Source organism: Mannheimia bovis (assembly GCF_014541205.1).
Taxonomy (GTDB): Bacteria; Pseudomonadota; Gammaproteobacteria; order Enterobacterales; family Pasteurellaceae; genus Mannheimia; species Mannheimia bovis.
This window is the reverse complement of the sequence record NZ_CP061280.1, coordinates 983979-996832: the sequence shown is the minus strand read 5'-3', so window position 1 is coordinate 996832 and position 12854 is coordinate 983979. Positions and strand designations below refer to the sequence as shown.

At 39.3% G+C, this 12854-nt stretch carries 15 protein-coding genes; 3 read left to right on the top strand and 12 right to left on the bottom strand.

Annotated features, from left to right (window positions below; translation table 11 throughout):
- The first annotated feature begins 46 nt into the window (after positions 1-46).
- The 3 genes from ICJ55_RS05095 to ICJ55_RS05085 all read left to right on the top strand — a co-directional run bounded on the left by ICJ55_RS05095 (position 47) and on the right by ICJ55_RS05085 (position 2091).
- Entirely contained in the window at positions 47-1501 is a 1455-nt protein-coding gene (locus tag ICJ55_RS05095; RefSeq protein ID WP_188157595.1) for an aminoacyl-histidine dipeptidase, read from the top strand.
- A gap of 86 nt (positions 1502-1587) precedes the next feature.
- The gene (locus ICJ55_RS05090; RefSeq protein WP_188157594.1) at positions 1588-1836 is read left to right on the top strand and encodes a type II toxin-antitoxin system RelB/DinJ family antitoxin; all 249 of its coding nucleotides are present in this window, start codon (positions 1588-1590) and stop codon (positions 1834-1836) included.
- A gap of 9 nt (positions 1837-1845) precedes the next feature.
- Positions 1846-2091 (top strand): type II toxin-antitoxin system RelE family toxin, encoded by a 246-nt coding sequence (locus ICJ55_RS05085; protein ID WP_188157593.1) that lies wholly within the window; start codon positions 1846-1848, stop codon positions 2089-2091.
- A gap of 127 nt (positions 2092-2218) precedes the next feature.
- Here the strand turns inward: ICJ55_RS05085 and lpxM are convergent, their stop codons facing one another.
- The 12 genes from lpxM to ICJ55_RS05025 all read right to left on the bottom strand — a co-directional run bounded on the left by lpxM (position 2219) and on the right by ICJ55_RS05025 (position 12722).
- Positions 2219-3175: a lauroyl-Kdo(2)-lipid IV(A) myristoyltransferase gene (lpxM, locus tag ICJ55_RS05080; protein ID WP_188157592.1), complete on the bottom strand. Its 957-nt coding sequence runs from the start codon at positions 3173-3175 to the stop codon at positions 2219-2221.
- 259 nt (positions 3176-3434) lie between these two features.
- Positions 3435-4118, bottom strand: coding sequence for an electron transport complex subunit E (locus tag ICJ55_RS05075; protein ID WP_188157591.1), 684 nt, complete (start codon positions 4116-4118; stop codon positions 3435-3437).
- Between the two features lie 8 nt (positions 4119-4126).
- A complete protein-coding gene (gene rsxG, locus ICJ55_RS05070; RefSeq protein WP_188157590.1) occupies positions 4127-4759 on the bottom strand; it encodes an electron transport complex subunit RsxG in 633 nt (210 codons plus the stop codon).
- A complete protein-coding gene (rsxD, locus tag ICJ55_RS05065) occupies positions 4759-5814 on the bottom strand; it encodes an electron transport complex subunit RsxD (protein ID WP_188157589.1) in 1056 nt (351 codons plus the stop codon). The genes rsxG and rsxD overlap by 1 nt, the downstream gene beginning before the upstream one ends.
- 44 nt (positions 5815-5858) lie before the next feature.
- A complete protein-coding gene (locus ICJ55_RS05060; RefSeq protein WP_188157588.1) occupies positions 5859-6494 on the bottom strand; it encodes a trimeric intracellular cation channel family protein in 636 nt (211 codons plus the stop codon).
- Complete coding sequence (gene rsxC, locus ICJ55_RS05055; protein WP_188157587.1) at positions 6487-8712, bottom strand: electron transport complex subunit RsxC; 2226 nt, start codon at positions 8710-8712, stop codon at positions 6487-6489. The genes ICJ55_RS05060 and rsxC overlap by 8 nt, the downstream gene beginning before the upstream one ends.
- A complete protein-coding gene (rsxB, locus tag ICJ55_RS05050; protein ID WP_025236527.1) occupies positions 8699-9316 on the bottom strand; it encodes an electron transport complex subunit RsxB in 618 nt (205 codons plus the stop codon). Before rsxB ends, rsxC begins: the two co-directional genes overlap by 14 nt.
- The gene (gene rsxA / locus ICJ55_RS05045) at positions 9316-9897 is read right to left on the bottom strand and encodes an electron transport complex subunit RsxA (RefSeq protein ID WP_188157586.1); all 582 of its coding nucleotides are present in this window, start codon (positions 9895-9897) and stop codon (positions 9316-9318) included. The genes rsxB and rsxA overlap by 1 nt, the downstream gene beginning before the upstream one ends.
- A 315-nt stretch (positions 9898-10212) precedes the next feature.
- On the bottom strand, positions 10213-10698 hold the full coding sequence (locus ICJ55_RS05040) for a hypothetical protein (protein WP_188157585.1): 486 nt from the start codon (positions 10696-10698) through the stop codon (positions 10213-10215).
- Positions 10699-10725: 27 nt separating this feature from the next.
- On the bottom strand, positions 10726-11043 hold the full coding sequence (locus ICJ55_RS05035) for a hypothetical protein (protein ID WP_188157584.1): 318 nt from the start codon (positions 11041-11043) through the stop codon (positions 10726-10728).
- Positions 11044-11057: 14 nt separating this feature from the next.
- Entirely contained in the window at positions 11058-12230 is a 1173-nt protein-coding gene (locus ICJ55_RS05030) for a hypothetical protein (protein ID WP_188157583.1), read from the bottom strand.
- A 9-nt stretch (positions 12231-12239) separates the two neighbouring features.
- Positions 12240-12722 carry a hypothetical protein gene (locus ICJ55_RS05025; RefSeq protein ID WP_244141789.1) on the bottom strand — a complete coding sequence of 161 codons (483 nt, stop codon included), beginning with the start codon at positions 12720-12722 and terminating at the stop codon, positions 12240-12242.
- Between the last annotated feature and the right edge of the window lie 132 nt (positions 12723-12854).

Below are 12854 nucleotides of genomic sequence, written 5' to 3'. Positions count from 1 at the left end.
ATACAAGCGGTGATTTTTTCTCAATTTTTTACAAAAGGAGCTCATTATGTCTGAAATTTCAACTCTCGCCCCTCAACTGCTCTGGCAATGGTTTGATAAAGTGTGTGCTATTCCCCACCCCTCTTATCACGAAGAGGAATTGGCTGAATTTATTGTAAATTGGGCAAAATCGAAAAATTTCTTTGTAGAGCGTGATGAAGCTGGTAACGTGTTAATCCGTAAGCCTGCAACGGCAGGAATGGAAGATCGTGCCGTCATTGCCCTACAAGCTCATTTAGATATGGTGCCACAAGCCAATGCCGGCACAGTTCACGATTTCAAAAAAGACCCAATCCAGCCTTATATTGACGGTGAATGGGTGAAAGCGAAAGGTACAACACTTGGGGCTGATAACGGCATTGGTTTAGCTTCGTGCTTAGCTGTGTTAGATAGTGATGATTTAGCTCACCCAACCATTGAAGTGCTGCTCACAATGACGGAAGAAGCGGGAATGGAAGGGGCGATTGGTTTACGCCCGAACTGGCTGACTGCCGATATTATGATTAATACCGATACCGAAGAAAATGGTGAAATTTATATCGGCTGTGCTGGTGGCGAAAATGTGAATATAACGCTTCCCGTTTTTTTAGTGCCACATCAGCAAGATGCGGCTCTTACCTTTACGCTTAAAGGCTTACAAGGCGGGCATTCAGGTTGTGATATCCACACAACTCGAGCAAATGCGATTAAAGTTTTTGCTCGTATTTTGGAAGAAGCTTACAACGAAGTGGAATTTCAAATTTCCGCTGTTCAAGGTGGTTCTGTGCGTAACGCTATTCCACGTGAAGCTCACGCAACACTGATTGTTTCTGCAGAAAATAAGGAAAAATTGACCGCTTGTTTAACCCAAACTGCCGAGCGATTAAAAACAGAACTCAGAATTGCAGAGCCAAACTTCCAATTTTTCATTGAAGAAGCTAACGTGCCTGAACAAGCATTCGACCCGGCAAGTACCGCACGTGTAATTCACTTCATTAACGCTCTGCCAAATGGTGTGGTGCGTAATAGCGATGTTGTGGAAAATGTGGTGGAAACTTCATTAAGCATTGGCGTGCTGAGTACCAAAGAGAGCGATGTAAAAGCGACTATTCTCGCTCGTTCTTTAATTGAAGGGGGCAAAGCCGATATTCGCAGTAAAATTCGCTCATTAGCTACCCTTGTGGGGGCAGAAGTTGATTTTTCCGGCAATTATCCGGGCTGGGAACCAAATCCAGATTCTAAAATCACCCCATTAACCAAAGCGATTTACGATGATATTTTAGGTTATGAATCTCAAATTAAAGTTATTCACGCAGGTTTAGAATGCGGTTTAATCAATAAAATCTATCCTAATATGGATTTTGTGTCGATTGGCCCAACTATTCTCAACGCCCACTCGCCAGATGAAAAAGTGCATATTCCGGCGGTGGAAACGTATTGGAAGTTATTAACTCGTTTGCTCTCACAAGCACCGAGTAAATAAGTCTATAGGGTAAGCAAATATGCTTACCCTTTTTTCACTCTTAATCTTGTTTATGTTTTACAATAAATCTAAAAAGGAGGAAAACTATGGCAAATTTGAATATTCGTGTTGATGATAATGTTAAACAACAAGCCTTTTTAGCTTTCGATAACTTAGGTATTAGCCCATCAGACGCTATTCGTACCTTTTTAGCTTATGTGGCAGATACAGGTAAAATGCCGATTAAGCAAATTATTGTTTCAGATGAAGATGCCGAATTGTATAACATCGTGAAAAAAAGACTAAATGAACCAGAAAAAATCAAAAATACGACACTCTATGAGCTATTTTCATAAGGCGTTATTATGGTTTATTCTATTAAAGTTCACGAAGATTTTGTGGCAGAACTAAATAAACTTGATCCTACCATTAAGCAACAACTACGTAAAAAACTAGATAAAGTCGTTGAAAATCCTCATATTCCCAAAAATCGCTTAAGTGGCGAACTACATAATTGCTACAAAATCAAATTAAGAAAAGCAGGTGTTATGCTTGTTTATCAGCTTAATGATGATGAAACCTGTATTTTATTACTGACGGTTGGCAGATGAGAAGATAATGAAGTATATGATACAGCGTTAAAACGAGTGTAAAATTCGTCATAAAATTAACCGCTTGCTATACCAAATCTATTTTATATTACACAAAAGGCGAACCATCAGTTCGCCCTAAGTCTATTTATTCAACTTTGTAAATATCTTCCCCATTTCGCCTGGTTTTAAGCAAACGTAAAATCCAAACATATTGCTCGGGGTTTTTCTCCACAAAATATTCAATCACCCTATTCATTTCTCTGGCAGATTGAACAGGATCGCCTGAAAATTCAAGTGGTGGTAAAATTTCCATTTCATATTTTGCTTTTTCGGCATTATAGATTGAGAACATAGGGATCACTTCCGCGTTAGCTACTCTCGCCATTTTATTTAAACCGGGAAGGGTAGCTTTTTCAGTTGCGAAAAAATCTGCATACACACTTAATTCCTCACCAAAATCTTCATCAGGCAAGAAGTAACCGACATCGCCTTTGCGTACATCCGCTAAAAAGGCTTTAATACCGTTTTGCCGAGTGTGCATTCGCCCACCTAAACGCTCACGGGTAATGTTCCATAGCCAATCCACTAACGCATTGCGGTGCGGATTGTACATTGAGGTCATAGGGTAACCTAACGAGAACATTGCCACACCCGCCATATCAATTGACCAAGTGTGCGGCACAAGCATAATGACGTTTTTACCGCTCTCTTTGGCTTTTACCACATACTCAAAGCCTGTAAATTCACAACGTTTTTGTAAATAAGAGACCGGGCGAATTGCCGTTTCTCCAATCGCTAACATTGTTTGAGCCACAGTGATAAACATTTTCTCAACGACTTCTTCACGTTTTTGCTCACTCCATTCAGGAAAACAGTAACGCAAGTTCACTTTTGCCCGATGATAGCCTTTTTTATTTTTCTTTTTGAGATATTTATAGGCAGCTCTTCCCACAAAAGCAGAAAATTTATCCCTTATTCTTGCTGGCACATACGCCAAAATCACAAGCCCCAATACGCCTAACCACACGCCCCAATACTTTGGGTGAAAAAAAGACCATCGGAATTTGTGAGTGTAACCGTCTTGAGCGGTAATTCTTGTCATTCTATATTCCTCTTTATTTGTTACTTTTACTTTAATATAGAAACGAAACTAGCCCCCCTCTTTGAGCTACGAAGGGTTAGGGGAGATTTGGCAGTAGCAATAGCCGAAGTAAAATGATAATTAGAACATTAATTTAGCTATCGATATATTTTTATCCTATTTTCTCCGCAAATACATTCTGTCAAATCTCCCCCTCCCCTCTTTTCTAAAGAGGGGAGTTAGATCTCCATAATGTTACTATCCAAAGAAAGTAACATTATCACTTCCTATCAATAATATTCTTCACCGCCAATATCACCCCAAGCCCAATAAATGCACCCGGTGGTAAAATCGCAAGCAGCAAACCTGAATCAATGTGTAGTACATCAATATAGAGTGCTTTTGCCCAGTCGCCGAGTAATAAATCTAAACCATCAAATAACGTACCATTACCGATAATTTCACGCAATGCACCTAACACAACAAGGCTTAAGGTCATACCTAGCCCCATTGAAAAACCGTCAAAGGCAGAAAAATTTACCTCATTTTTCGAGGCGTAGGCTTCAGCACGACCAATGACAATACAGTTAGTAACAATGAGCGGAATAAAAATACCCAGTGATTGATACACAGGGAATGCAAAAGCGTTCATTAAAAGCTGTACTGCCGTTACGACGGTTGCAATGATCATCACATAAATCGGAATACGAATATCGTGCGGTGTAATTTTACGAAAAAGCGAGACGGTTACATTGGTAAAAATCAGCACAAACATTGTCGCTAAACCTAAACCTAAGGCATTAGTAACACTGTTTGACACCGCAAGCAACGGGCAAAGCCCTAGTAATTGAACTAACGCACCATTATTTTTCCACACGCCATCAGTAAGAAGCTCTTTCCACACTGTTGCCTGTTTAGGTTCTGCTTCAATATTGGTTACAGGGATTTGGTTTTCTCTTTCCATTTTATGCCCTATTTACAATCTTTAAATTGGTCGATCATTTGCGGATTTTGTACAAGCTCTGTGAGAGCCCATTTTGCACTTTGGCGGATATTATTCACTACTGCACGAGGAGTAATGGTCGCACCAGTGAATTGGTCGAACAGTCCACCATCTTTTTTCACATTCCATTCTGCTTCGTTTTCTACGCTGAACAGTTTATTTGTGAAAGATAAAATCCAGTCTGATACACGGGTTTCAATTTTATCGCCCAAGCCCGGCGTTTCTTTGTGTTCAAGGGTACGTACACCTAACAGATTACCGTTTGGCTCTATACCCATTAATAATACGATGTTGCCTGAATAACCGTCCGGTGCTGTACTTTGAATGAAGTAAGCGGTCGTTTTTTCGGATTTTTTTGCAATATAAATGCGGTTCAGATAAGGAGCATTTTCAAGCTGAAGCAGTTTACAACTGCCTAATACATCATTATCAAAATAGGTTTTCGGCACAACTTCTTCTAATAAGTTACGTTGCTGCATTGCCGTTACATCGTCAATTCTGCCTTTAGTAAGCAGATACACACCGGTGGAAACTGCGGTACTTAACAACGCAATCAAGCCTAAAATTAAGGCATATTTTAACGTGATTTTTGAGATATTCATTATTTTCTATCCAATTTCGTACCGTAAAGCCTTGGTTGTGTGTAGTGGTCGATTAACGGTACGCAGATATTTGCCAATAATACGGAAAACGCAATTGCATCAGGATAATTGCCGTAATAGCGGATCACATAAAGCAAAACGCCGACCAACGCCCCGAAAATCAGTTTTCCTCTTGGGGTAATAGAAGCACTGACAGGATCAGTGGCAATAAAAAACGCCCCAAACATCATCGCACCACTGAATAAATGGCTGACAAAATGAAGATATGCTTGATCTGTTACCAACTCAGTTATACCACTTAAAACGATAAAGGCAGCAAGCATTGAAACAGGGATTTGCCAATGGATAATTCGCTTATAAATCAGCACAAGTCCACCTAATAAAAAGGCTATATTCAGTTGTAGCCAGCCTGTTGCAAATAATCCGTTAAAAATCGGCGTATTCATTACAGCATCGAAACCAGATTTGGCTAAACTGCTTTTCATACTGTCTAACGGTGTGGCTTGTGCGATGCCATCAACACTATTCACCAGTTGATGAAGACTAAAACCATCACTGGTTACTCCACTGAAAATTAATGAAATTGCATCACTAAATGTAGGTGGTTCATTTAATAACTCAATCGGCACAATCCAAGAGGTCATCTGTACGGGGAAAGAAACCAACAACAACGCATAACCAACCATTGCCGGGTTAAATATATTCTGCCCTAAGCCTCCATAGCTATGTTTTGCCAATAACAGTGCCGCAATGACACCAATTATGATGATCCAATAAGGAGCATAAGGCGGGATAGACATCGCTAAAATCAACGCTGTTAAAATACCCGACATATCCGCCAGGTAGAAAGCGGTCGTTTTTTTGCGTAATTTTGCAATTCCAACTTCAATAGCAATTGCCAAAGCGATCGCAATCACAATTTGGATTAGCACCCCGAAACCGAAATAGTAAAGTTGAACCCCAAGTGCGGGCAACATCATCAAAATGACCCACAACATAATATTTGCAGTAAGATTGCTTGAATGGGTATGTGGGGAACTGACTACTCTAAACATTATATAAAGCCTTTATAAAAATTTGCTAAAAAGTCCTGCTATCACTATAGTTTTGGTAAATGCAAATTAAACCGAATTGCCAACAAGCGGATAATAATGACGGTGAAAACTGTTGCCAAATACACCCAATCACTTTCCAATCCGAACGAATTTGCTGCTACAAAAATCACACCACCAATCAGGCTTGCGGTTACATAAACTTCTTTTTGTAGCACAATCGGCACTTCATTACGTAAAATATCTCGAATAACACCGCCAAAACAACCTGTAACACCACCTAGTGCTATACAAATTAACGGATGCAGACCAAAATCTAAGCCTTTTTGTACCCCAATCACCGTAAATACACCAAGCCCAATCGCATCAAATACCAACAAGCCTGTTTGCCAGCTTTTGCGGGAAATTTGATTGCGAAAAATCGCAGTAATAATCACGGCAAGACTAATCATTAACACATAAATCGGCTGCTTCATCCAAAACACAGGGGTTGAACCAATCATCATATCCCGCAATGTGCCACCACCAACACCAGTTACAAACGCCAAAATAAACATTCCGAAAATATCCATTTTGTGCTGACGAGCCGCAATCGCCCCTGAAATCGCAAACACAATTGTACCGATTAAATCCTGAATAAACAGGAACGACCAAGGCAGTGGTGGAATTAGCTCACTAAACATCTTTTTGCTCCTGTTCAGCTTGCTTACGAGCTTTGGCTCGAGCAATGGCAGCAGCTACGGCGGCTTTGCGTGGATCGGTTTCCACATTTTCTGTAGGTTCAGGCGAATTGCAATTCGCCCCTACAGTTGTAATATTTTCTGCTTTTTCAACCGCTTGTTGAGCTTCTTTTTTCGCTTTGGCTCTGGCAAGGGCGGCAACAACCGCCGCTTTACGTGGGTCGGTTTCCACATTGTTGGTTGTTTCAGGCGAATGGCTACTCGCCTCTACAGTTGCAATATTTTCCGGTTTTTCGACCGCTTGTTGGGCTTCTTTTTTCGCTTTAGCTCGAGCAAGTGCAGCAGCAACCGCTGCTTTACGAGGGTCTACTTCCGCATTTTCTGTTGGTTCAAGAGAATGACTATTCTTCACTACAGGCTCTTTCTGAGCCTCTTTTTTCGCTTTGGCTCGAGCAAGTGCTGCGGCAACTGCGGCTTTTCGAGGGTCAGTTTCAGCATTATCTGTGGCTTCAGTTTCAGTGTTTACAATATTTTCTGCTTTTTCGATCGCTTGCTCTGCCTGTTTAGCTAAACGTCTGGCTTTTCGTTGTGCCATTAAATCGCTATTATCAGGCTCACCGTTAGATTTTACTTGCACTTCTACCAATGTTTCTTGAGTGGTTTCAGCTGCTTTTTTCGCTTTCAAGCGTTCAAGAGCCGCTTTTACAGGATCAACGCCACCTGCATTTGCCACTTCTTCACGGCGTTTTTCAGCCGCTTGGGTAATTCGAGCCGTTCTTGCATCTCGTTCTTTTTGTAAACGGGCTTCTCTTGCTTCAAAACGGATTTTAGCTTCTTCCGCCTTGCGAGCTTTTTCTTCAATTTCATTGATTTTCGCTTTTTCTTGGCGGAAATACTGAATAAGCGGAATATAGCTTGGACAAACATAAGCACAAACGCCGCACTCAATGCAAGCATCCAAATTGTACTCTTTAGATTTGTCGTGATCTTCCGCTCTGGCAAACCAATAAAGCTGCTGTGGTAATAACCCCACAGGGCAAGCATCAGAGCAGCTTGAGCAGCGAATGCAACTACGTTCAGGCTCCGGTGGTGCGTATTCAAAATGATCCGGGGCAATCAAGCAATTTACGGTTTTGGTTACAGGAGCTTGCAATGAAGGCAAAATAAAGCCCATCATTGGTCCGCCCATAAACACAGGAAAACGCTTGTCGGCTTGGTAGTCCACTTGTTCTAACAAATGCTGAATTGGTGTACCGAGCCTTGCCCACACATTGCCTTTGTTGCGGATTTTGTCGCCGGTCAGAGTAACCACTCGCTCAATTAACGGCTCGTCATCCATAATCGCACGTTTAACCGCATAGGCTGTGCCGACATTGTGCATTACAATACCCATTTGAATCGTGCGTTGTCCTGCCGGAATTTCAAGCCCGGTCAATACTTGGATTAACTGATCAGACGCCCCGGACGGATATTTAGTCGGAATGGCTCGCACAAACATATCATTTGAGCCTTTCAAGGCATCTTCTAGTGCTTTAATAGCGTGCGGTTTGTTGTCTTCAATCGCAATCACTACTTCTTCAGGACGAAGCACATAACGTAAGATCCGAATTCCTTCAATTAGATCGTGCGTATAATCTTGCATTAAGCGGTCATCACAAGTGATGTAAGGTTCACATTCTGCCCCGTTAATCACAAGCAATTTACAGCGTTTATCCGCAAGGCTTAATTTTGTTGCGGTTGGGAATACTGCTCCACCTAAACCGGCAATGCCGTATTGGTAAACTTTTTGGATAATTTGATCGCTTGTAAGACTTAGGAAATCCTCTATCGGCTGGCGTTCTACCCACTCATCTTTGCCATCGGTTTCGATGATAATCGTCATTTCAGGTAAGCCCGAAGCGTGAGTGGAAACATAAGGCTCAATGCCAATCACTCGTCCTGAAGTTGGACTATGTACCGGAAGCTGACGGTAGTTATCGCCTTTAGTGAGCGGTTGCCCTTTTAGCACCAAATCGCCCACTTTTACTGATAGTTCTCCCGCCCAACCGGAATGCTGAACCAGCGGCACATAGAAAAAGCGAGGTAAATTGAGGGTTCTAATCGGCCTACTATTAGATTGATCTTTATTTTCCATCGGGTGAATACCACCCGGGAAATCCCATAACTTGCCGGTTTCTTTATTTTGGCGGATACGCTCAATCACTAAGCTAGGATTGCTCATTCTTCCCTCCGCCTGTTACCAGTTTTTTCTGTAATTCTGTTGTATTTACCACAGGAATAATTAAATTTTGGTCAAATTTCCAATTCCACGAGTTCGTGGTTTGTTTAACCGGAATCATTTCAATACAGTTAGTTGGGCAAGGGGCAACACAAAGCTCGCAACCTGTACAGAGATCAGGAATGATGGTGTGCATTGCTTTGTTCGTACCGATAATGGCATCAACAGGACAAGCCTGAATACATTTAGTACAACCAATGCAAAGATCTTCAATCACAAAAGCTACTTTGACTTCAGGTTCTTCCATTCCCTCCATTGGCGGTACTTCAACCCCTAATAGCTCGGCAAGATTAACCACCAAAGGTCGTCCACCCGGTACACATTTTGTAATGACATCACCATTAGCAATCGCTTCTGCGTAAGGTTTACAACCCGGATAACCGCATTGCCCGCATTGGCTCTGCGGTAATAAAGCATCAATTTGTTCAACAATCGGATCGGCTTCAACTTTTAGTTTAATTGAGGAATAGCCTAAAATCGCCCCGAAAATCAGTGCGATAAAAGCAATGGCGATAAGGATATAAGCGATAATTGGTAAATCAAGCATTAGAGTTTCACCAAACCTGTAAAGCCCATAAAGGCAAGCGACATCAAGCCTGCGGTAATTAAGGCGATAGAAGCCCCTTGGAATGGTCGAGGCACATCGGCAGCTGCTAAACGCTCACGCAAGGCTGCAAATAAGACTAACACTAATGAGAAACCTGCCGCCGCACCAAAACCGTAAAGCACGGATTCAACTAAATTATTAGCTAAGTTTACATTTAATAATGCTACCCCAAGCACTGCACAGTTAGTGGTAATTAGCGGTAAGTAAATCCCCAGTAAACGATAAAGCATTGGGCTGGTTTTATGGACGATCATTTCGGTTAATTGCACGATCACCGCGATCACCAAAATAAACACCAAAGTACGTAAAAATTCAGCGTTTAATGGCTCAAGCAGATAGGTTTCCATCAAGTAAGCAGAGAGTGAGGCAACCGTTAGTACGAAAGTGGTGGCAAGCCCCATTCCAATAGCGGTTTCAACCTTTTTTGATACCCCCATAAACGGACAAAGCCCTAGAAATTTCACCAGAACAAAGTTATTGATTAAGGCGGTACTGATGATTAACAGAATATAATCGACCATAATATCCACAAAATTAAATATACAAGCGGTCAAAAACGCATTTTATTTTGCAAAAAACAGAGAAAATCTGACCGCTTGTTCAAGTATCTCATTAAAATAAACGCGATATTATCCCTTGTTTTCGGCTCATTCACAATAAGAAATCGGAGGTACTTCTAGTAAACAAGGCAAATTATATACCATATCAAAAATGATCTCGTTACCCTTACATCTAGAATGGAGAATGTGGAGACTAAGCTATATAGTCCCTAAGATGAAAGGGGCTTCATTTTCTAGATTAACTCTAAAAATGCCGCCCCTTTGATATGAAGGATATTAAAATAACAACCAATTAATTGCTCTATAAATAAACATAATAATCCCAAATATAATGAAAACATAATAAATCTTTTTCCACAAAGGGAGTTTTACCTCTTCTTCAGAATATTCTTCATCATCCTTTTCAGACAACTCTATGAGATTATAGAATTCATCAAGCATTTTTTCTTTGAATTTATATCCTCGATTTATTTTAAGTTCATTATGAGACGCTGCCGAAAGTGTTTGGAAAAGAAACGGGTTTTCCAATACGTTTGGAAAGTTCTCTTGAACATAAGCTTTAGATTGAGGTAATTTGTTAAAAGTATGGAAACAACCAACATACATAATAAGTTGTTTTGTTGGCATTTCTTTTACCCAAGATTCAAGTTCATCACACTGTGCTATAACCTCATCAACTTGTTCTTTCCCAAATTGTTTTACAGCATCTTTATAGTGATCACTATTTTTCTTTTTGAAATAAGGTGGTAATAATCCAGCCATTTTTACTCCACATTGGTTAGAGATAAATTAAGTGTTATCTTTTTTGTTAAACCATTTATTGGCTACAAAACCAACCCCAGCAGTTACAGCTGCACCAAGTAACATTGAACCAATGGATGAGCTTTCCTGTAAGTTTGCTTTCTTACTACTCCCTGATTTAGTCATATTATTTGCTTTACTGATAACTTCATCACGTCTTATACAAGAGGTAATTTTGATATAAGGCCTACCAGCCTTAAATTTATTTTTAGCATCAGATATGTTTCGTGCAACTACCCCTCCTTGTCCGTTTTGGTTATAGCGAGTATCTGTATAGTAAATATCAAATCTATACTGTTTATCCATAATAATTCTCCTGATTAAACTAATTTATTGATCAACCATTGGCGGTTATTTAATAAGAAATTTTCTACGGTATCGTAACTCACAAAAATACGCACCATTCCCGGTAATAAGTTATAAACCACATTCGCTACCCTTGCGATATTTTGATCGTTCTGTAATGCCACAGCACTTAATTGCAAACCACTTTCTTTGAGTTTGGCGACCAATGTGTTGGAATTTGAATCAAAGAATTTTAGAATTGCAGAGGAGGCTTTGCTGTCAGGTTGGGGGGCTATATATTCAGCTACATGATTTTTAGCAGGTAAGATTAGCTCACTATTATCTTCATAAAAGCTATTTATTTCATCAACATTTAATAAACCAATTTCGCCTTCTTCAGCTTTCTTAATGAGAGCCTGCTCATATAAACCCATACATTCAGTCATTTCTTCCTGACTCAACACTTCAAAGTCCTCAATAGCAATATCTAAATCTAAACCCTCATTTATCGTATCAATAATTTCTGGAAAAACCTTTCCTACCAAACTAGGGAAGTCTAAAAATCCATTAAACGCACCAGTCCCGAGAATAGCGATAAACTTAGGAAAAAAGTTAAAAATCACTCCATCAAGTATAAATATATTTCTATTACGATATATTCTTAATATTGCTAGAACTGCAAGTAATTGTAAAAATAGTTCACCACCTTCTTCTATATCTGGATAAGAAAATTCAATTTTATCGCCAATATCTATTTTATTTAGAAAATCTATTGCAGCCTGCATTTTCATTAAGTTATCAATATCTTCCTCACCAATTATTACTATTTTATTTCTTAAAATATGTGTCACCTCTTGAATTTCTGATTCAAAAATAGAGAAGAATACCTTGTATTTATTTAAAATTTCTCTCATTTCTTCATCTAAAAAACTACTGGATTCTAGATTATTGATATGTTTCAAGGAGATTAAGCGTAGTTCATATAATTCTGCTACACTAAATCCAGCAACCTTGTTTATATCGTCAACCGTAGGTGGTACAAAGCCTTTATCTAAAAACTCTTTCAGCCCCACCGCAATCAGAAAGGAATCACATAATTCATCATATTTTTCATTCAGCCATTCTAATGCCTCATTTATTTTTTGAGAATCCTGACTATGAGAATTACTTTTTGAATATTTTGTTAAGAAACTATTTTGAGATGACATAAAAAACTCCTATCTAAACACATTCCACATTTGAAAATCATAGAGGCTCTCTTCATTAAACGCATTTCTAAAGTTTTCATTAGTACAATAATGAAAAAATGCCGAAGTAGGTTGCTCAATACATCCATAAAGACTATGGGACTTGAGATGAGTGATAAACTCGTTATGTTTATAGAATTCTCTATATAAACTCAAAAGCTCATCATCTTTTTGGCTCAAATTGCCATTTTGGAAATAAAAACCAAATTGACTGAGTTTTATACATAGATTATTTGTGATGTTTAATACATCAAAAAATCCAGCCTTATAAATCAGGCTTAATAATTGATGAATATTCATATCAGTATTACCCTCCAAAATATCATCTAAATCATCTTTAGAAATGGATATTAAATCTAAAATCAAGCCTTGATGAGGTAGAGAATTAATCTTCTCCCTTATAACAACCAACAATGCTGTTGAATAATTTGAGTGTTTTTGGACATATTGCATAGAATAACTTCCTTAAAATTTTTTTCCTTCAGGATTTGTTTCTCTTACCTGTCAAGGTAAGAGAAATGCATAGTACTATGCAGCCTCAAATAACATTTTTATTGGAAAAAGGGTTACTTTAGCGAAATCTAA

Bases quoted from the DNA above. Each gene is read 5' to 3' on its own strand.
- rsxC (WP_188157587.1), bottom strand. From the start codon at position 8,712: ATGAGCAATCCTAGCTTAGTGATTGAGCGTATCCGCCAAAATAAAGAA.
- ICJ55_RS05040 (WP_188157585.1), bottom strand. From the start codon at position 10,698: ATGGCTGGATTATTACCACCTTATTTCAAAAAGAAAAATAGTGATCAC.
- ICJ55_RS05075 (WP_188157591.1), bottom strand. From the start codon at position 4,118: ATGGAAAGAGAAAACCAAATCCCTGTAACCAATATTGAAGCAGAACCT.
- rsxG (WP_188157590.1), bottom strand. From the start codon at position 4,759: ATGAATATCTCAAAAATCACGTTAAAATATGCCTTAATTTTAGGCTTG.
- lpxM (WP_188157592.1), bottom strand. From the start codon at position 3,175: ATGACAAGAATTACCGCTCAAGACGGTTACACTCACAAATTCCGATGG.
- ICJ55_RS05035 (WP_188157584.1), bottom strand. From the start codon at position 11,043: ATGGATAAACAGTATAGATTTGATATTTACTATACAGATACTCGCTAT.
- ICJ55_RS05060 (WP_188157588.1), bottom strand. From the start codon at position 6,494: ATGTTTAGTGAGCTAATTCCACCACTGCCTTGGTCGTTCCTGTTTATT.
- ICJ55_RS05090 (WP_188157594.1), top strand. From the start codon at position 1,588: ATGGCAAATTTGAATATTCGTGTTGATGATAATGTTAAACAACAAGCC.
- rsxA (WP_188157586.1), bottom strand. From the start codon at position 9,897: ATGGTCGATTATATTCTGTTAATCATCAGTACCGCCTTAATCAATAAC.
- rsxB (WP_025236527.1), bottom strand. From the start codon at position 9,316: ATGCTTGATTTACCAATTATCGCTTATATCCTTATCGCCATTGCTTTT.
- rsxD (WP_188157589.1), bottom strand. From the start codon at position 5,814: ATGTTTAGAGTAGTCAGTTCCCCACATACCCATTCAAGCAATCTTACT.
- ICJ55_RS05095 (WP_188157595.1), top strand. From the start codon at position 47: ATGTCTGAAATTTCAACTCTCGCCCCTCAACTGCTCTGGCAATGGTTT.
- ICJ55_RS05085 (WP_188157593.1), top strand. From the start codon at position 1,846: ATGGTTTATTCTATTAAAGTTCACGAAGATTTTGTGGCAGAACTAAAT.
- ICJ55_RS05025 (WP_244141789.1), bottom strand. From the start codon at position 12,722: ATGCAATATGTCCAAAAACACTCAAATTATTCAACAGCATTGTTGGTT.
- ICJ55_RS05030 (WP_188157583.1), bottom strand. From the start codon at position 12,230: ATGTCATCTCAAAATAGTTTCTTAACAAAATATTCAAAAAGTAATTCT.